The following is a 17,769-nucleotide window of genomic DNA, read 5'->3' on the forward strand; positions in this document are numbered from 1 at the left end:
GTACACCCTAGATGGCGACGGCCGTGGCCCGTTCCCGCTGGGCCGCCAGAAGGCGGGTGAAGTCCTCGGCCGGCATCGGCCGGGCCAGGTGGTAGCCCTGGCCGAGGGTGTAGCCGAGGCCGATCAGCCGGTCCGCCTGGACCTGGTTCTCGATGCCCTCGGCCACCGTGTCCAGGCCGAGTGCGCCGGCCATCTGGATGACCGCGCGGGCCACCGCCTGCCGCGCGTTCGCCTCCGGCGTGCCCTCCTCGTCGAGCTCGATGCCGTCGACGAACGACTTGTCGAGCTTCACGATCGAGGCCGGGAACGCGCGCAGCAGGCTCAGCGACGACTCGCCGGTGCCGAAGTCGTCCAGCGCCAGCCGGATCCCCATGTCGTGCAGCCGGTGCAGGGTCTGCAGCACCTGTGGGCCGCGCAGCACCGCCGACTCGGTCAGCTCGAGGACGATCCGGTCGCTGGGCAGGCCGGCCTCGGCCAGGATCCGGCGGACGTCGTCGACGAAGTCCGGGTCGTGCAGCTGCCGCACCGACACGTTCGGGGCGATCTTCTGCAGCACGTCCGGACCGAACTCGGCCAGCCACGCGGCGGCCTGCCGGCACGCCTCGCGCAGCACGAACCGGCCCAGCGGCACGATCAAGCCGGTGCCCTCGGCGGCCGGGATGAACTCGGCCGGCGAGACCAGGCCGCGGGTCGGGTGCTGCCAGCGGACCAGCGATTCCACCCCGATCACCCGGCCGGTGGCCAGCTCGATGATCGGCTGGTAGACGAGCCGGAACTCCTCGGCGTCCAGGGCCCGGCGCAGCTCGCCGCCGAGCTGGGCGTGCGCGAAGATCGGCTGCTCCATGCCGCCGTGGTAGCGGACGTAGTTGGCCTTGCCGCGCTGCTTGGCGGCGTACATGGCCACGTCGGCGTCGCGCAGCACGTGGTCGAGCGGGGTGCCGGTGTTGGCCGTGGCGATCCCGATGCTGGCGTGCACGAGCAGGTGGTGGGCGCTCATCGGGCCGCTGAAGCAGGCCAGGATCCGCTCGGCGACCGCCTCGCCGATCACGTCCGGCTCCAGCAGCACCGCGAACTCGTCGCCGCCGAGCCGGACCGGCAGCCCGTCCGGGCCGGTCGCCACGCGCAGCTCCTCGGCCACCGCGATCAGCAGGTGGTCGCCGATCTCGTGGCCGAGCGAGTCGTTGACGGTCTTGAAGTCGTCCAGGTCGACCAGCAGCACGGTGGCGCCGCCGCGCTCCAGGGTGGCGGCGAGCCGCTCCCGGAACAGGCCGCGGTTGGCCAGGCCGGTCAGGCCGTCGTGGGTGACCTCGTGGCGCAGCCGCTCCTCGGAGGCGCGCTTCTCCCGCAGCAGCCGCTGGTTGTCCCGCATCGCCACCATCTGCCGCACCGCGACCAGGCCGTTGACCACCACCGCCGCGGTGATCACGAAGTGCCCGCCCCAGCCCAGCTCGTGCTGCCACAGCAGGCTCAGCAGCGGGATGTCGACGGCGGCGATGGCCAGGTAGGGCAGCCAGGTGTTGGCCCGGCGCGGCTTGGCGCCGGTCGAGGTCCACTGGCGGCGCACCGCGATGGTGGCCAGCAGCGGCGCGAACGGCATGACCACGGCCTGGGACGGGATGATGCTCTGGGCGCCGCCCGCCACCGACAGCAGCGCGATCCCGGCGCCGACCATGCCGCCGGAGCCGATGAGCCGGATCGCGACCCGGTCGACCGGGCCGCCGCCGATGTACGAGACCTTGGTGATGCCGCCGACCGCGAGCATGAACGACAGGCCCAGCAGCACCAGCATCTGGGCGCTCCAGTCGGCGGACGAGCCGATCATCGGGGCCAGCCCGAAATGGAACAGCAGGGTGCTGCAGCCGAAGAACGCGATCGACCGGTCCAGCCACTGCTTCCAGCGCTGGCCGGGGCTGGAGATGCCGAGCGGAACCCGGCCCACCGCCCACATGGCCACCAGGAAGGCCACGCCGACCACGGCCGCGGCCGGGATCGGCATGTCCGGGAGGACCGGCTGCTGCTGGAAGGCGGCCACCGCGAGGATGGTGTAGCCCGCCGCGACCAGGGTGAACGCGATCAGCAGCCCGCGCCAGAAGCGGCGGGCGACCGGGTCCTCGACCGACCGGAACAGCCGGTAGATGCTGTGCGCCGCCACCGCCGCGCCGAGCGGCATCGCGAGATAGGCGAAGGTGGCCGAGCCCGGGCCGCCGGCCAGCCAGGCGAGATACCAGACGGTCCAGATCAGCAGGATGCCGCTCGTGGCCACCAGGTGGAGCTTGGGGGCGCGGCAATCACTGGTCACTTCGATTGGTTCGGCGATCCCGGCCGTTACTGTAGGGGTTTTCACCATTACGCCGCGTCGGCGACGCGCTGGCCGGCCAGCATCGCCCCGACCTCGGCCGGGCTCATCGGCTCGGCCAGGTGGAAGCCCTGGCCCAGCGAGTAACCCAGTCGGCGCAGCCGTTCGGCCTGCTCCTCGTTCTCGATGCCCTCGGCCACCGTGTCCAGGTCGAGGGCCCCGGCCATCTGGATGACCGCCCGGGCCACCGCCTGCCGGGCTGCCGCCTCCGGGGTGCCGTCGTCGTCCAATTCGATGCCGTCGACGAACGACTTGTCCAGTTTCACGATCGAGGCCGGGAACGCCCGCAGCAGGCTCAGCGACGACTCGCCGGTGCCGAAGTCGTCCAGGGCCAGCCGGACGCCCATGTCGTGCAGCTCGTGCAGGGCCCGCGACACCTGCTGCCCGCGCAGCACCGCCGACTCGGTCAACTCCAGGACGAGCAGCTCGCCGGGCAGGCCGCTGTCGGCCAGGGCGGCGCGCACGTCGTCGACGAAGTCCGGGTCGTGCAGCTGCCGCGCCGACACGTTCGGGCCGGCCTTCTGCAGCACCTCCGGGCCGAACTCGGCCAGCCACTGCGCGGCCTGCCGGCAGGTCTCGCGCAGCACGAACCGGCCCAGCGGCACGATCAGGCCGGTGCGCTCGGCGGCCGGGATGAAGTCGGCCGGCGAGACCACCCCGCGGGTCGGGTGCTGCCAGCGGACCAGCGCCTCCACCCCGATCACCCGGTTCAGGTGCAGGTCGACCAGCGGCTGGTAGACCACCCGGAACTCGCCGGCTTCCAGGCCGCGGCGCAGGTCGGCGCCGAGCTGGGCGTCGGCCACGACCGGACGTTCCATGCCGGGGGCGAACCGCACCCAGTTGTCCTTGCCGCGCTGCTTGGCGGAGTAGAGGGCGGTGTCGGCGTCGCGCAGGAGGTGGTCCAGCGGGGTGCCGGCCGGTGCCGTGGCGACGCCGGCGCTGGCGTGCATGAGCAGCCGGTGCTCGCTGAGCGAGCTGCTGAGCACGGCGCCGATCCGGCCGAGCACCGCGTCCGACTCCACCGCCGGGTCGTCGATCAGCACCGCGAACTCGTCGCCGCCGAGCCGGGCCACGATGCCGTCCCGGCCGACCGCCTCGGTCAGCACGGCCGCGACCGCGACCAGCAGGTCGTCGCCGACGTTGTGGCCGAGCGAGTCGTTGACCGTCTTGAAGTCGTCCAGGTCGACCATGATCACGGTGGCCGGGTCGGCCTCCAGGGCCAGGGCGAGCCGGTCGCGGAACAGGCTCCGGTTGGCCACCCCGGTCAGCGCGTCGTGGGTGGCGTCCCAGCGCAGCTGCTCCTGGGCGGCGATCTGGGCGGCGATCAGGCGCTGGTTCTCCCGGTAGGCCAGCAGCTGCCGCAGCGACGCGAGCAGGGTGACGAAGACGGCCATCAGCACCACGATCCGGCCCGGCCAGCCCATCGGCCCGAACACGGTCAGCACCAGCGGCACGTCGACCGCGACCACGGCCAGGTAGGGCAGCCACGCCTCGCGCTTCTGCACGGCGCCGGTGTAGCGCCACTGCCGGGCCACCGCCAGCACGATCAGCACCGGGCCGAGCGGCAGCAGCACCGACTGGCCGACGACGCCGACGTGGTGGCCGGCGTGCGCGGCCAGCATCGCGTACGCCGCGGTGGCGAGCCCGCTGCAGGCGACCAGCCGCACCGCGGCCCGGTCCACCGGACCACCCGGCACGTACGCCACCCGGCTGATCCCGAGCGCACTCATCAGCAACGCCAGCCCCACCATCAGCTTCGCGCGCAGCGGCCACGGCTCGTCGGCGTCCAGCAGCGGGCCGAGCGCGGCGAACCAGAGCAGGGTGGCGCAGCCGTAGAAGGCGATGCACCGGTCGAGGAACCGCTTGCGCCGGTCGGCCCGGGAGATCCGGCCGAGCGGGACCAGGCAGATCGCGACGATCGCCGCGATCATCCCGACCACGGAGAACAACGCGAAGGCGGGCGGTGTGCGGGGCGGATCGGGGTAGGCCACGACGGCGTAGCCGGCATTGATGCCCCGGCCGATCGCGACGGTGGTCTCGAGGACCAGGATGAGCCGCCAGAACGTGCGGGCGGCCGGTTCCAGCGGAACCCACCGCAGCAGCGCGAGCACGGCCACCGCGCCGGTCGCCGAGGCGAGCGGCGCCGCGAAGTAGGCCGGTACCGACGGTCCCAGTCCGAAGACCCGGTAGACCAGGTACCAGAGCATCGACAACCCGGCGATGCCCGCGGTGGCCAGCACGTACGGGCGGGGCGAAGGCCGGGTGACGGTCATGCGAATGAGATCGGCCACCCCGGGCGGCACTGTAGGACTTAGGTCACGCCGCTCTGCCGCTTTTGGCCCCGGCCCGGCGGGCGCGGACGGAGGATGGGCGGATGGACGTGAGCACCCGTGAAGCGGAGATCCGGGCGCGGCTCGCCGACATCGGCGGGCCCCAGCCGGGCCACGGGGAGCGGGCGCTGATGGCCCGGCTGATCCGGTCGTTCGTCGGCAAGACGCCGGCCGGCGTGGACCTGCTCGGCGAACTGCTGCGCGGCGGCGATCCGAAGGCGGTGCGCGATCACGCGCACAGCCTGAAGGGGTCGGCCGCCAACATCGGCGCCGACCAGCTGGCCGGGATATTTCGCGAGGTGGAGGACTCGGCCCGGGAGGGGATCGTGCTCGACCCGGACATGACACTGGGCCGGATAGCCTGCGAGCAGGCCCTGGTGCTGGGCCTGCTCGAGGAGTTCGCGAAGGATCTGGAACCTAGTTGAGGTCGGGGTCGGCCACTTCGATCGGGTTGAGGGCGCCGGGAATGGCCAGCACCGGCTCGATGATCTCGATCATCCGGGCGTAGTTGTCCAGGCGGTCCAGCAGCAGCGACGTGACGACCATGCCGCGGCCGATGAGCACGAGCCCGCTGGTGGCGGCGATGTCCTCGGCGACCCGCATGCCCACCTCGAGCTCGGCCACCTTGAGGCCGCGTACCTGCTTCTTCTCGGCCTTGTCCAGGCCGTTGACCGCACGCAGCGCACTGAGCACGGACAGCGCGCTGTCCTCACGGCACTCGAGCACCGTGATGGCACTCTCCACCTCCATGCCGCGGCTCTCGAGGGTCTCGAAGTCCATGGCGGTGCGGATGACGTCGATCGCCGCCTCGATGAGCGGCGACTGCGCCTTGGCCGGGTCCGGCTGGAAGCCCGGTGCGAGGCCGCGGACGATCTCGAGCACGTCCTCCATCATCGGGATGCCCTTGAGCAGCTGGATCGCGACGCCCGGCATCGCGTCGATCATGCGCTGCTCGTCGTCGTTGCAGGGCTCGCCCTTGTCCAGCTTGGCGAGCACGCTCGGCGGGATGGTGACCGCGCCCAGCTGCGAGGCCATCGCGGCGACCTCGATCTCCCAGAGCGCCTCCAGCTGCATCATCTGGCACAGCTCGGCGACCCGGGTACGGATCCGGCCGGCCCGGGCGAACGCCATCGGGCTGGCCAGCTCCAGACAGCCGAAGACGGCCTGGATGCTGGACTTGAGGGTGGTCTCGAGCAGGTGCCGCTCGGCGGTGGAGCGGCCGTGCAGCGCGACCGCGTCCTGCACGGTGGCGCGCAGGTCGTCGCTCTTGACCGGCTTGGACAGGTAGCGGTAGACGCCGCCGTCGTTGATCGCGGAGATCGCGGCGGTCAGGTCGCTCTGCGCGGTGTGCAGCACCCGGGTGGTGTCCGGGTATTCGAGCTGGACGCGGCGCAGCAGTTCGACGCCGTCCATGCCCGGCATCCGCAGGTCGCTGATCACCGCGGCGACCGGTCCGGTCTCGGCGAGCAGACGCAGCGCGTCGTCACCGTTATCGGCCACGATCACCCGGTGGTCGCGGCGAAGCGTGAGCGCGAGCGCTTCCAGGATGTCGTTCTCGTCGTCGACCAGCAGTACGGTCGGACGCCCGCTCGGCTGCCCCTGCTCGTTCACCATCGTCTGATTCCCACCGTTTCCGCCGTCGCTGGCCTACGTCCGCATATTCGGACGGCAGGCGCCGCGGGATGAGCGTTATCCGGTGATCGGACGGCCGGTTCGGTTCGAGATGTGCGGCGGCGGCTCGATCCCGGCCGGCAGGAGGGGGTCGGCGACCGGCGTACCCCAGGTCGCGGCGACCGGCAGCCGGCCGGCCCAGAGGCCGAGTGCGGCGTCCGGGCCGTCGCCGTCGTCGGGCGGGCCGTCGCTGATCTTCACCGAGGCCTCGTCGAGCGGGACGGCCAGCAGCGTGGTGGCGGCCAGCTCCTTCGTCGAGGGCGGCCGGGCGTAGTCCCACTGCCCGGGGGCCACGTGCTCGGTGAGCAGGCGCAGGCCGTAGAGCAGGTCATCGGGGTCGGTCACCGGGACCGGGACGCCGTAGATCATGGCGCTGCGGTAGTTGATGCCGTGCTCGAACACCGAGCGGGCCAGGATCAGCCCGTCCAGCACGGTGACGGTCACGCAGACCTCATTTTTAACAGTGAGACTCCGGCTGGCGACCGATCCGTGCAGGAAGATCCGCTGCTCGTCGAACCCGTAGACGGTGGGCACCACCATCGGGTGGCCGTCGACCAGCACGCCGAGGTGGGCGACCAGACCGGCGGCCAGCACCGCGGTGAGATCGGCCCGGTCGGCACGGCCGTTGTCCTTCATCCGGCGGTGCCGGGTGCGGGGCGTCGGGGAGAGCACCCGCTGACTCTACGATCAGGCGCTGACCGGGTGGTGGGCCGGGCAGGCCGCGCCGGTGTGCGCGTGCGGTCCGCGGTCGGCGAGCTCCTGCACCACCTCGCGCAGCTTGTCGTTCGGGCAGGGTTTGAGCAGCACGGCGCAGCAGCCGGCCTCGACCGGTTGCTGGTCGCCGGGGTGGAGGTGGCCGCTGAGCATGACGATCGGGGTGTCGGCCAGGTCGGGATGCGCGCGGACCGCGCGGGTCAGCTCGAGGCCGTCCATCCGGGGCATGCCGAGGTCGGTCAGCAGCACGTCGGGCCGGGCGGCGACGGCGTGCTCGAAGGCCGCAAGACCGTCCGGCCGGTGCACCACGAGGTGCCCGGCCCGGGTCAGCAGCCTGGTCAGAATCACCGCGATGTCCTGATCGTCCTCGGCGACGAGTACTACGGCCATGCGCCAAGCATGCGCCGCCACACCGGCGGCATGTGCCGGTTTGATGTTATGACTTCACCGCCACGCCGGCGATCAGGGACCCGCGAGCGGTCTCCCCCGGATCTCCGTCCTCCGGCGCCGGACGCCAGGCGAAGGCCTGCACGATGCCCGGTTCGAGCAGCGTCCAATCCCCGAAGAACGCCCGGAACTCGTCGCGTTCACGCAGCATCATCGGCGCGGTGGTGTGGTTGTAGAGGCGCAGCACCTGCTGGGCGTGCGGCGGGTTACCGTCGGCGCAGGCGTGCGAGAGCACCAGGTAGCTGCCCGGCGCCACCGCCTCCCGGTAGCGCTCGAGGGCCCGGCCGAGCCGTTCGGTGTCCGGGATGAAGTGGGCGACCGCCACCGCCAGCAGGCCGACCGGCCGCCCGAGGTCGAGCAGCTCGCGCACCGGCGCGGAGCCGAGCACCGCGTCGGGGTCGGTGAGGTCGGCCAGCAGGACCGCCGCGTCCGGGTCGCCGGCCGCCGCGCGGCGGGTGTGCACGACCGCGACCGGGTCGGTGTCGACCGAGACGATCCGGGCGCCGGGCCGGACCGCCCGGGCCGTCGACGGCACGTCGCCCGGGGCCGGGATGCCGGCGCCGAGGTCGAGGAACTGGTCGAGACCGCCGGTGGCGGCGGCGGTGACCGCCCGGCCCAGGAAGGCGCGGCCGATGCGCAGCACGGCCGGCAGGTCGGGCATGGCGGCCAGCGCGACCTCGGCCGCCTGCCGGTCGGCCGCGAAATGGTGGGTGCCACCCAGGTAGTAGTCATAGATCCGCGCCCCGCTGGGCCGCTGCGGGTCCACTTCCGTCAAGGCCTCCCCCATCCTGTGAGGGTAGGAAAATGCATCCCGGAGCCGGGCCGAATCGATAATGTAGGTCCGGTAATGGGGGAAACGCACGATTCTTCGGTGCCGCGGCCGGACATACTGCTGCGGGCGATGGTGCATACCGCCCATGATGCGATCTTCGCGGTCGGCCGCGACTTCACGGTCCTGAGCTGGAACCCGGCCGCCGAGGCGCTGTTCGGCTACCCGGCCGACGAGATCGTCGGGCGCAGCGTCGACCTGCTCGTCCCGCCCGACCAGCACTCCGACCAGCGCGAGATGCTCCTGCTGATGGAGGCGGGCGCCCGGCTGGAACGCTTCCGCAGCCGCCGCCGGCACCGCGACGGGCACTGGTCGCAGGTCACCCTGAGCATGTCGCCGCTCTGCGACGGCGACCATCTGATCGGCTACACCGTGATCGCGCGGGCGGTCAGCGCCCGCGAACGCCACGAATCCAGCTTCCAGGCGCTGCTCGAGGCGGCCCCGGACGCGTTCGTCGGGGTCGGCGACGACGGCCGGATCGTGCTGGCCAACACCCAGGCCGAGACGCTGTTCGGGATCACCCGGCACGGCCTGATCGGCAAGGAGATCGACAAGCTGCTGATGCCGCCGCTGCCCCGCGAGCTGGCGCCGGCGCACGACGAGGCGCACGGCGGGGATGCCCGGGCCCACCGCGTCGACGGCAGCACGGTGCCGATCGAGGTGTCGGTGAGCGTGCTGCCGACCGACGACGGGCCGCTGCGCTGTGCGGTGATCCGGGACATCACCGAGCGGGTCCGCGCCCACGAGCGGCTGCGGCAACTGCAGGCCGAGGCCGAACGCGCCCAGCTCGAGGCGCAGCTGCAGCGGGCCCAGCGCCTCGAGGGCCTCGGCCAGCTGGCCGGCGGGGTGGCCCACGACTTCAACAACCTCATCGCGGTGATCAGCAACTACGCCGTGTTCATCGCCGAGGCCGCCGCCGAGCACGGCCTCGACGAGCTCGCCGGGGACGCCGCCCAGATCACCAAGGCCGCCCAGCGCGGCGCCGACCTCACCCACCAGCTGCTCGCGTTCGCCCGGCGGGAGGTGGTCCGGCCGCGGCCGCTGAACCTCAACGACGTGGTCGCCGACATCGAGCAGATGCTGCGGCGCTCGATCGGCGAGCACATCACCCTCGACGTACGCCTCGCCCCGGGGCTCCCGTCGATCACCGCCGACCCCGGCCAGCTCGACCAGGTGCTGGTCAACCTGGCGGTGAACGCCCGGGACGCGATGCCGCGCGGCGGGACCCTGACCATCGAGACCTGCGACCTCACCGTCGACCGGGAGTACGCGGCCGGCCGCCCGGCCCTGCGCACCGGCCACTACGTGCGGATGCGGGTCAGCGACACCGGCACCGGCATGCCGCCCGAGGTGATCGAGCGGGCGTTCGAGCCGTTCTACACCACCAAACCGGCCGGCAAGGGCACCGGGCTCGGCCTGGCCACCGTCTACGGCATCATCACCGCGGCCGGCGGCGACCTGAGCATCTACTCGGTGCCCGGCACCGGCACCACGTTCACCATCCTGATGCCGACCACCGACGCGGAGCCGGCCGAGGTCGAGGAGCCGGCCGAGCCGCTGCCCCCCGACTACCGCCGCGGCACCGTCCTGGCGGTCGAGGACGAGCCGGCCCTGCGCGACGTGCTGCACCGCATCCTGGCCGGGGCCGGCCACGAGGTGCTGATCGCCGCGGACGGCCCGGCCGCGCTCACCCTGGCCTCCGCGCATCCCGGCCGGATCGACGTGCTGCTCACCGACGTGGTGATGCCGCACATGCTCGGCAAGGACCTGGCCGAGCGCTTCCGGCAGCTGTGCCCGGGCGCGAGCGTCCTGTTCATGTCCGGTTATGCCCGCCCGGCGCTGGCCTCGCAGGGCACGCTCGACCCCGAGGTCACCCTGGTCGAGAAGCCGTTCTCGAAGAACCAGCTTCTCACCGCCGTGCAGCAGTGCCTGACAATGGATCCGTGACCACGATCGGGTTCCTGCACACCGCCGACGTTCACGTGCCGGTCTTCCATGAGCTGCGGGCCGAGCTCGCCCCCGGCTGGGCGGATCTGCACGTCGTCGATCCCGCCCTGCTCGCCGACGCGCAGCGGGACGGGATCACCGCCGAGCTGGCCGGCCGGGTCGACGCCCGGCTGCACGAGCTGGCCGACCGGGGCGCCGACCTGATCGTCTGCACGTGTTCGTCGCTGGCCGAGTACGCCGAGAGCCGCACGTCCGACCTGGGCGTCCCGGTGCTGCGGGTGGATCGGCCGATGGCCGAAGCGGCGGTCGCGGCGGGCGAGCGGATCGCGGTGCTGGCCACGGTCGACTCGACGCTGGCGCCGACCTGCGCCCTGCTGCGGACAGCGGCCGAGCGGGCCGGGCGGCGGGTCACCCTGATCGAGACGCCCTGCCCGGGTGCGTGGTCACTCTTCCTTCAGGGCGACCTGCGGGCGTACGCCGAAAAGGTCGCGGACCGGGCGCGCGAGATCGCCCCCGGGGTTGATGTGATCGTGCTGGCGCAAGCCAGCCTCACCCCGGCCGCCGAGCTGCTCACCGACCTGGCGATCCCGGTGCTGACCAGCCCGCGCACCGCGGTCGCCCGGGCCGTCGCCGAGGCCACGCCGGCATGAGAAAGGGCCGGCCCATTCCTGGACCGGCCCGCGAAGAATTGGCTCAGCGCTCGCTGAGCTCCTCCTCGTTCTCCTCGCCGACCTCGTCCTCGGCCGACTGCCGCTGAGCCGGAACCGACTCCTCGGCGTCCTCGGCTCCGTGCCGGGGCGCGGCCGACACCGGCGCCTCGGCCTGCTCCGGAAGCTCGGCGTTGACCTGGGGCTGGTCGACCCAGAGGGCGCGCAGCTGGCCCTGCATGAAGGTGGTCAGACGCTGCCGGTACTCGCGGTCGAAGTGCTCGAGCGCCTCGATCTGCTGCTGCAACGCTTCCCGCTTGGTGCCGAGGCTGCCGACCACATCGTCGTAGCGCTGGCGGGCCTGCAGGTTGAGGTGATCGGCGTTGGCCTGGGCGTCCTCGCCGATCGTGCCGGCCGCGGCGCGCGCGTCGGCGACGATCTTCTCGGCGCTGCGGCGCGCCTCCTCGGTGCGGGCGTGCGAGTCGCGGGCGATCTGCTCGGCGGCGGCACGCGCGTCGGTGAGGATCTTCTCGGCCTCCCGGCGCACGTTGTGCCCATGCGCCTGAGCGTCCCGGGCGATCTGCTCGGCCGCGGCCAGTGCGTCGGTCCGGATCTTGTCGGCCTGGTGGTGAGCACGCGCGACGTGCTCCTCGGCGGTGCGCTGGGCCAGGGTGAGCACCTGCAGCGCCTGGTTGGGGTGGGCCTGCGGGGGCGCCACAACCGCCTGCTCCGAGGTCTGACCTTCCGCGGACGTCCCATTAAGAAGCACTTTTACTCGATCCTTCATGCGGTTGTCGGACAACGAAGACCTCCGTACGTACGAGCCGATTTCGACTGGGCCACTCGCACGGGCACTGGCTTTATTCGGCGGGGATGCTACCAACTTGAGCAGGCGTTTCGCGAGACTGATCGGATCGTGACAAACGCTTTTACCAAAAAGCCAGGACACGGGGTCCGAACCGGCAGCGAGACATCACCCGTCCGTCGTAGCCGGACCGGCGGGGCGGCGCCAGGGCCGTCCGCCACTACCCTGAGATGGTGGCAGACGACGCCGTGACCTCCGCCGTCCGTGAGGTGCTGTCCGTGATCCCGGCGGGCTGTTCCTGGCTGCGCCCGGTGACCGGGGCCGACGGCACGGTCGTCGACTTCGAGGTGGCCGCGGCCAGCGGCAGCGGCCACGACATCTACCGCCGCGGCACCGGCCGGGTCGACGCCCGGCTCAGCGTGCTCTACCCGGGCATCGTCGGCGGCCCGCTCTGGCACCTCTACCTCGAGGTGCAGCGCACCGGCATACCCGCCGAGATGCCCGGTTTCCGCTATGAGGAGAAGCAGGCGGGCGTGGTGCCGCGCTCGGAGTTCGACGTCACCGTGCATCCGGTGCTCGGTGGCCTGCTCGTCTGGTGGCAGCGCCTCGACGAGGACCGCCGCCGGACCGACCGCACCGAGCAGCTGGGCAACCTGGGCTGGGCCGAATACGACCTGGTCACCGGGGAGAGCCGATGGTCGCCCGGGGTCTACCGGATCTTCGAGCGGGAGCCGGAGCTGGGCCCGATCAGCCGGGCCGAGCAGGCGGCGGCGATCGTGGCCGAGGACATCGGGCTGGGCGAGGCGGCCTGGCAGCAGATGGAGGCGGGCGGCGTCTCCGAGGTGACCGTGCGGTTCCGGATCGGCACGTCGACCAAGCACCTGCGCGTCCTGTCCGACGTCGTGAGAGACGCGACCGGCACCCCGCTGAAGGTGCACGCGGTGGTGCAGGACGTGACGGCGCGCGAGCTGTCCCGGACGGCCATCGAGCGGCTCAGCGACCAGTTGCGCAGCCGGGAGCTGACCGCGCTGGCCGAGCATCGGCTGGCCGCCCGGCTGCAGCACATGATCCAGCCGGTGCCGTCGGCGCCGTTCCCGCTGCCCGGCCTGCAGGTGATGGTCGGTTATCTGCCGGCCGAGCACGCGATCCGGGTGGGCGGCGACTGGTACCACGCGCAGGAGCTGGACGACGGCCGGGCGTTCCTGGCGGTCGGCGACGTGGCCGGGCACGGCATCGCGGCCGCGAACAGCATGGCCCACCTGCGGTTCGCGCTGATCGCCTGGCTGGCGATCGGCATCGACGACCCGGCGACGCTGCTGCGGCACCTCAACAGCCTGTGCACCCGGCTGCGGGTGACCGGCACCGCGGTGGTCGCCGTCTTCGACCCGGCGACCCGGGCGCTGACCTGGGCCCGGGCCGGCCATGCGGCCCCGCTGCTGGCTCGCTCGGGCGTCACCATGCCGCTGGAGCAGCCGGCCGGGCTGCTGCTGGGCGCCGACGACGACTCCCGCTATCAGGTGCTGACGCCGTGCCTGGCCCCCGGCGATCTGCTGCTCCTCTACACCGACGGGCTGGTCGAGCGGCGCCGGCCGGAGACGCCGACCCGGCTCGCCGAGGTGATGAGCGCCCTGGCCGAGGCGTCGGCCGACCCCGGGGAGCAGGCCCTGCCGGCGGTGGCAGCCCGGCTCAACCGGCCGAGCCCGGACGACGACACGTGCACGGTGGCGGTGCGGGTGGTCACAGCAGCATCGTCAGGCTGATCACGGTGTCGTCGGCGCTGGTGACGGCGTCCACGTCGTCGCAGATGCGCTCGACGATCGCCAGGCCACGGCCGCGCGGCTGGTCGGCGGCGGGCATGGCCCGGCCGAACCCGGGCGGGCGACCCTGGTCGATGACCTCGCAGCAGACCCGGCCCGGCTCGGCCCAGATGAGCACCCGGCCGCCGCCGCCGGTGTGCTGCAGGGTGTTGGTGGCCAGCTCGCTGACCGCGACGGTGAGCAGGTCGGCGCGCAGCCTCGGCAGGCCGAGGGCGGTCGCCTGGGTGCGGACGAAGTCACGCACGGCGGCCAGGTCGCCCGGCTCGAGGTAGGCCTTCCCGGCCGGGCGGGTCGCCGCGGCCGGCGGATCGGCGGGTGTGGTCACTGGTGTTCGCCGCCCGTCTGGTCGGGGCTCGGCCCGTTGCGGCTCAGCAGGCCGGCCACTCCGGTCAGGTCGAGCACGGCGGCAACCGCGCCGGCCGGATTTTCCACGTAGAGCCGGCCGCCCCGGTCGACGGCGGCCCGGTGCGCGGCGACGAGGCCGTGCAGGCCGCTGGAGTCGAGGAACTCCACGGCGGCGAGGTCGACGACGACGGTGTCGCTGCGGCCCACGGCGGCCAGCAGGGCCGCGCTGATCTGGTCGCGGACGGCCAGGTCGCAGTCGCCGGTCAGGATCACCCGGACATGCCCGGGTCCGTCGGAGGTGGTCACCGAAAAATCCGCCATCGACTGCCGTTCCCCCTTCCCCCCTGACCGAACCGAGCCATCATGTCACCCGGCGCGTCCGGTTCCAACGGGTTCCAACCCCCGAGCGACGGCTACCTGACCTGATTCGGGCACTTTGTAGGCATACACGTGCTTAGTATCTGTATGTCTGATCAATAGTGACGGGGGACGAGCCATGAGAAACCGACGTCTGTGGATCGTCACGCTTGCCGCGTCGATCGTGGCCGTCACCGCCGGGGTGCCCGCGCGAGCCGACGGCGGATTCACCGTGGCGCACTGGGCGATGAACGAGCCGTCCGGCGCCCAGGTCATGTACGACAGCAGCGGCTACGGCCTGAACGGCAGCATCGGCGGCGAGGTGGTCACCGCCCGCGATTCGGGCGACGGCTACGGCTACGGCTTCGGCCGGCTGGACCCGGACACCCCGCCCACGCACCCCCAGCATCTGGTGGTGGTGCCCGGCTACGCGGCGCTCAACCCGGGCGACCGCGACTTCTCGGTCTCGCTGCGACTGCGCACGCCCTACCAGTTCGGCAACGTCATCCAGAAGGGACAGGCCACCGTCGCCGGCGGCAGCTTCAAGATTCAGATCCCGGGCGGCAAGGTGCAGTGCTGGTTCCGCGGCTCGGCCGGCCAGGTGCTGGTGACCGCGCCGCGGCCGGTCAACGACAGTCGCTGGCACACGATCACCTGCACCCGGTACAGCACCGGCGTCGCGGTGGCCATCGATGGGGTCGTCGCCGCGAGCAAAGCCGGCCCGACCGGTACGATCGCCAACAACTGGCCGCTGTCCATCGGCGGCAAGACCAACTGCGATCAGGTCGAGGTGGGATGCGACTACTTCGCCGGCGATCTGGACTGGGTGCAGATCGATGCCGCCGGACACGACTGGTAGCGCCCGCACCACGCTGCGATAGTTCAGAGACAGGCTTTCCCCGCAAGGTTGACACTCGGGGACGGACCGAGCGAATGTTCGACAATGAGCGATGACTGGCCAAGCGCGGGGACCCTGCTGGCGACGCGCTACCGCCTTGTCGCTCTCCTCGAGACCGGCGGCATGGCGCAGATCTGGCACGCCGACGACGAGCTGCTCGGCCGCCCGGTCGCGGTGAAGCTGCCGACCGGTCCACAGGTGGCGTGGCGCGAGGCCCGGATGGCGGCGAAGCTGTCCCACCCGAACATCGCGGCGGTGCACGACTACCGTGAGGCGGTCCGGGCCGACGGCACGGTCGCGACGTTCGTGGTGATGGAGCTGCTCGCCGGCGAGACGGTCGCGGCCCGCCTGGAACGGGAGACGTTCACCTGGCAGGAGGCGGCCCGGGTGGGTGCGGCGGTGGCCGACGCACTCGACGCCGCGCACGCCAGCGGCGTGGTGCACCGCGACATCAAGCCGGGCAACGTCATGCTCACCCCGACCGGGGTGAAGATCCTCGACTTCGGGATCAGCGCGACCGCCGGTGAGCAGGACGACGACGACACCGGGGCCACCTTCGGGACTCCGGCCTATGTGGCCCCGGAGCGCCTGGACGGCATGCCGGCCGAGCCGGCCACGGATGTCTACGGGCTGGGCGTGCTGCTGTTCGAGATGGTCACCGGCGACCCGCCGTACCCGGTGGAGACCTGGGAGGAGCTGGAGGCGGCCCGGGAGAAGGGCCCGACGACGCTGCCCACCACGCTGCCGGCCGACTTCCGTGCGGTGGTCGACCACTGCCTGGACGAGGCGCCGGTCGACCGCCCGGGCGCCGACGAGATCCGCTTCACGCTGACCGCCCTGTGGCTGGCCGACCAGCCCGACGACGAGCCGGCGCCCGTCCCGGAGCCCGTTCGCGAGCCCGTCCCGGTCGGCGCGGCGCCCGCACCCAAGTCGGCCCTGCACCCCCGGGTGGCCCAGATCTGGGACGGGCCGCGCCCCGCCTACGCGGCCGGCCGTGCCGCCCCCGCCACCCTGCCGTTGTCCGAAAGGGAACAGGTGGAGCCGGCCAAGCGGCGGATCGGCCTGGTCCTCGGCGTGCTCGCCCTGCTGCTGGCCGCGATCGGCGCCTACACCCTGGTCAACCGGCCCAAGGGCCGGACCGACGCCAACCCGCCGGTGAACCCGACCCACCCGGCGACGTTCTACTACTCCTCGCCCGAGGCGAAGGTCGCGCCGCCCATCACGACCCCGCCGTCGCCGGCCCCCACGACCACGTCGCCGACACCCAAGTTGACCTTCGCCGACGCGCTGACCCGGCTGCGCTCGGCGATCGACGCCGGAGTGTCGGCCGGTGACATCCGCGCCGATGTGGGTCTCGACCTGCGCAACCTGATCCGCAACCTGGAGCGGGCCGGCGCCAAGAACGGCCAGGATCAGCTGGAACAGGTCCGCCTGAAGATCGACGACCGGGTCGGCGAGGGAAGCATCCCGGCCGGCCGGGCGAGCATTCTGCGCGCCCGGCTGGCCGATGTGGATCGGCTTACCTCTTAGGCCGACCCGCGGATCACCAGGCGGGTCGGCAGCACGATCTCGCTGTCGCCGGGGTCGTCGTCGCCGTCCAGCTTCGCCAGGAGCAGCCGGACCATCTCCCGGCCCATCTCGGCGATCGGCTGGTCGACGCTGGTCAGCGACGGCTCGGTGTGCCGGGCGACGACCGAGTCGTCGAAGCCGATCAGCGCCACGTCCTCCGGGACCCGGCGGCCGTAGTGCCGCAGCACCCGCAGCGCGCCGGCCGCCATCGTGTCGGACGCCGCGAACACCGCGTCGACCTCCGGGTATTGCTCCAGCAGGCGCAGCATGGCGGCCTCGCCGCTCTCCTGGCTGAAGTCGCCGAACGCGACCGGCCCGTCGCCGACCACGTCGCGGTAACCGTCCAGACGCGCTATTCCGGCGGCCATGTCCAGCGGGCCGGTGATCGCCGCGATGCAGCGGCGGCCCTGGCTGCGAAGGTAGGAGACGGCCTCGCGAGCACCGGCCCGGTTGTCGGCGTCGACGAACGTGCCGGGCTCGGCATACATCGGGCGGCCGACCCGCACGGTGGCCACCCCGCGGTCCTCGAGCAGCGACGGCAGCGGGTCGTCGCCGTGCAGCGACAGCAGCAGTGCACCGTCGACGTGCTGACGGGTCAGATAGCCCTCCAGCCGGCGGCGCTCCTCCGGTGCCTGGGCGATCATCAGCACCATCTGCAGGTTCCGGGCGACCAGCACGGACGAGATGGACTGCACGATCCGGCCGAAGAACGGCTCGGCGAAGAACCGCTCCCCCGACTCGAAGATCACCAGGGCGACCGAGTCGGTGCGCTGGGTGACCAGGGTGCGGGCGGCCCGGTTGGGCACGTATCCCAGCTCTTCGATGGCGTCCTCGACGGCCGCCTTGGCACGCGGGCTGACCTGGGCCGACCCGTTCACGACGCGGGACACCGTGCCGCGGCCGACGCCGGCCCGCACCGCCACCTCTTCCAGGGTCGGGCGTCCGGAAGCCCTGCTCCGGTCCGTCGTCATCGGTGGCACCTCCTCCGCGCGAATCCTGGTCGCGCCCGACACAAAGTACCTGGCATATGCAGCCCA

The 17,769-nt window shown here is 72.4% G+C and carries 16 protein-coding genes; 6 read left to right on the forward strand and 10 right to left on the reverse strand.

What is annotated here, in order from left to right; all coding sequences use genetic code 11:
* Positions 1-7: 7 nt before the first annotated feature.
* Positions 8-2,263: a putative bifunctional diguanylate cyclase/phosphodiesterase gene (locus Adu01nite_RS31570; protein WP_239132829.1), complete on the reverse strand. Its 2,256-nt coding sequence runs from the start codon at positions 2,261-2,263 to the stop codon at positions 8-10.
* 83 nt (positions 2,264-2,346) lie between these two features.
* On the reverse strand, positions 2,347-4,647 hold the full coding sequence (locus Adu01nite_RS31575) for a putative bifunctional diguanylate cyclase/phosphodiesterase (RefSeq protein ID WP_239132830.1): 2,301 nt from the start codon (positions 4,645-4,647) through the stop codon (positions 2,347-2,349).
* 83 nt (positions 4,648-4,730) lie between these two features.
* Here Adu01nite_RS31575 and Adu01nite_RS31580 point away from each other — a divergent pair, with 83 nt between their 5' ends.
* Complete coding sequence (locus tag Adu01nite_RS31580) at positions 4,731-5,111, forward strand: Hpt domain-containing protein (RefSeq protein ID WP_203732281.1); 381 nt, start codon at positions 4,731-4,733, stop codon at positions 5,109-5,111.
* On the opposite strand, the gene Adu01nite_RS31585 is transcribed toward Adu01nite_RS31580, so the two are convergent.
* The 4 genes from Adu01nite_RS31585 to Adu01nite_RS31600 all read right to left on the reverse strand — a co-directional run bounded on the left by Adu01nite_RS31585 (position 5,104) and on the right by Adu01nite_RS31600 (position 8,305).
* Positions 5,104-6,300, reverse strand: coding sequence for a response regulator (locus tag Adu01nite_RS31585; protein WP_203732283.1), 1,197 nt, complete (start codon positions 6,298-6,300; stop codon positions 5,104-5,106). The two genes, Adu01nite_RS31580 and Adu01nite_RS31585, sit on opposite strands and share 8 nt — an antisense overlap.
* 75 nt (positions 6,301-6,375) lie before the next feature.
* Positions 6,376-6,993 (reverse strand): pyridoxamine 5'-phosphate oxidase family protein, encoded by a 618-nt coding sequence (locus Adu01nite_RS31590; RefSeq protein ID WP_203732400.1) that lies wholly within the window; start codon positions 6,991-6,993, stop codon positions 6,376-6,378.
* A gap of 51 nt (positions 6,994-7,044) precedes the next feature.
* Positions 7,045-7,461: a response regulator gene (locus Adu01nite_RS31595; protein WP_203732285.1), complete on the reverse strand. Its 417-nt coding sequence runs from the start codon at positions 7,459-7,461 to the stop codon at positions 7,045-7,047.
* A gap of 46 nt (positions 7,462-7,507) precedes the next feature.
* Entirely contained in the window at positions 7,508-8,305 is a 798-nt protein-coding gene (locus Adu01nite_RS31600) for an SAM-dependent methyltransferase (RefSeq protein ID WP_203732287.1), read from the reverse strand.
* 84 nt (positions 8,306-8,389) lie between these two features.
* Between Adu01nite_RS31600 and Adu01nite_RS31605 the strand changes: the two genes are divergently transcribed.
* Positions 8,390-10,294, forward strand: coding sequence for a hybrid sensor histidine kinase/response regulator (locus Adu01nite_RS31605; protein ID WP_307836663.1), 1,905 nt, complete (start codon positions 8,390-8,392; stop codon positions 10,292-10,294).
* The gene (locus tag Adu01nite_RS31610; protein ID WP_203732291.1) at positions 10,291-10,944 is read left to right on the forward strand and encodes an aspartate/glutamate racemase family protein; all 654 of its coding nucleotides are present in this window, start codon (positions 10,291-10,293) and stop codon (positions 10,942-10,944) included. The genes Adu01nite_RS31605 and Adu01nite_RS31610 overlap by 4 nt, the downstream gene beginning before the upstream one ends.
* A gap of 43 nt (positions 10,945-10,987) precedes the next feature.
* Here the strand turns inward: Adu01nite_RS31610 and Adu01nite_RS31615 are convergent, their stop codons facing one another.
* Positions 10,988-11,659, reverse strand: a complete 672-nt coding sequence (locus tag Adu01nite_RS31615; RefSeq protein WP_239132832.1) for a hypothetical protein — start codon at positions 11,657-11,659, stop codon at positions 10,988-10,990.
* A gap of 320 nt (positions 11,660-11,979) precedes the next feature.
* Here Adu01nite_RS31615 and Adu01nite_RS31620 point away from each other — a divergent pair, with 320 nt between their 5' ends.
* The gene (locus tag Adu01nite_RS31620; RefSeq protein WP_239132833.1) at positions 11,980-13,506 is read left to right on the forward strand and encodes a PP2C family protein-serine/threonine phosphatase; all 1,527 of its coding nucleotides are present in this window, start codon (positions 11,980-11,982) and stop codon (positions 13,504-13,506) included.
* Here the strand turns inward: Adu01nite_RS31620 and Adu01nite_RS31625 are convergent.
* On the reverse strand, positions 13,484-13,888 hold the full coding sequence (locus Adu01nite_RS31625; RefSeq protein ID WP_203732296.1) for an ATP-binding protein: 405 nt from the start codon (positions 13,886-13,888) through the stop codon (positions 13,484-13,486). The genes Adu01nite_RS31620 and Adu01nite_RS31625 overlap by 23 nt on opposite strands.
* Positions 13,885-14,214: an STAS domain-containing protein gene (locus Adu01nite_RS31630; protein WP_307836664.1), complete on the reverse strand. Its 330-nt coding sequence runs from the start codon at positions 14,212-14,214 to the stop codon at positions 13,885-13,887. Before Adu01nite_RS31630 ends, Adu01nite_RS31625 begins: the two co-directional genes overlap by 4 nt.
* Before the next feature lie 190 nt (positions 14,215-14,404).
* On the opposite strand from Adu01nite_RS31630, the gene Adu01nite_RS31635 reads away from it, so the two are divergent.
* Together Adu01nite_RS31635 and Adu01nite_RS31640 are read left to right on the forward strand one after the other, a co-directional pair.
* Positions 14,405-15,124, forward strand: coding sequence for a laminin G domain-containing protein (locus Adu01nite_RS31635; RefSeq protein ID WP_203732300.1), 720 nt, complete (start codon positions 14,405-14,407; stop codon positions 15,122-15,124).
* A gap of 84 nt (positions 15,125-15,208) precedes the next feature.
* Positions 15,209-16,693, forward strand: a complete 1,485-nt coding sequence (locus tag Adu01nite_RS31640; protein WP_203732302.1) for a serine/threonine-protein kinase — start codon at positions 15,209-15,211, stop codon at positions 16,691-16,693.
* On the opposite strand, the gene Adu01nite_RS31645 is transcribed toward Adu01nite_RS31640, so the two are convergent.
* Positions 16,690-17,703 (reverse strand): LacI family DNA-binding transcriptional regulator, encoded by a 1,014-nt coding sequence (locus Adu01nite_RS31645; protein ID WP_203732303.1) that lies wholly within the window; start codon positions 17,701-17,703, stop codon positions 16,690-16,692. The two genes, Adu01nite_RS31640 and Adu01nite_RS31645, sit on opposite strands and share 4 nt — an antisense overlap.
* Positions 17,704-17,769: the final 66 nt, after the last annotated feature.

This window comes from Paractinoplanes durhamensis, assembly GCF_016862175.1.
Lineage (GTDB): Bacteria > Actinomycetota > Actinomycetes > Mycobacteriales > Micromonosporaceae > Actinoplanes > Actinoplanes durhamensis.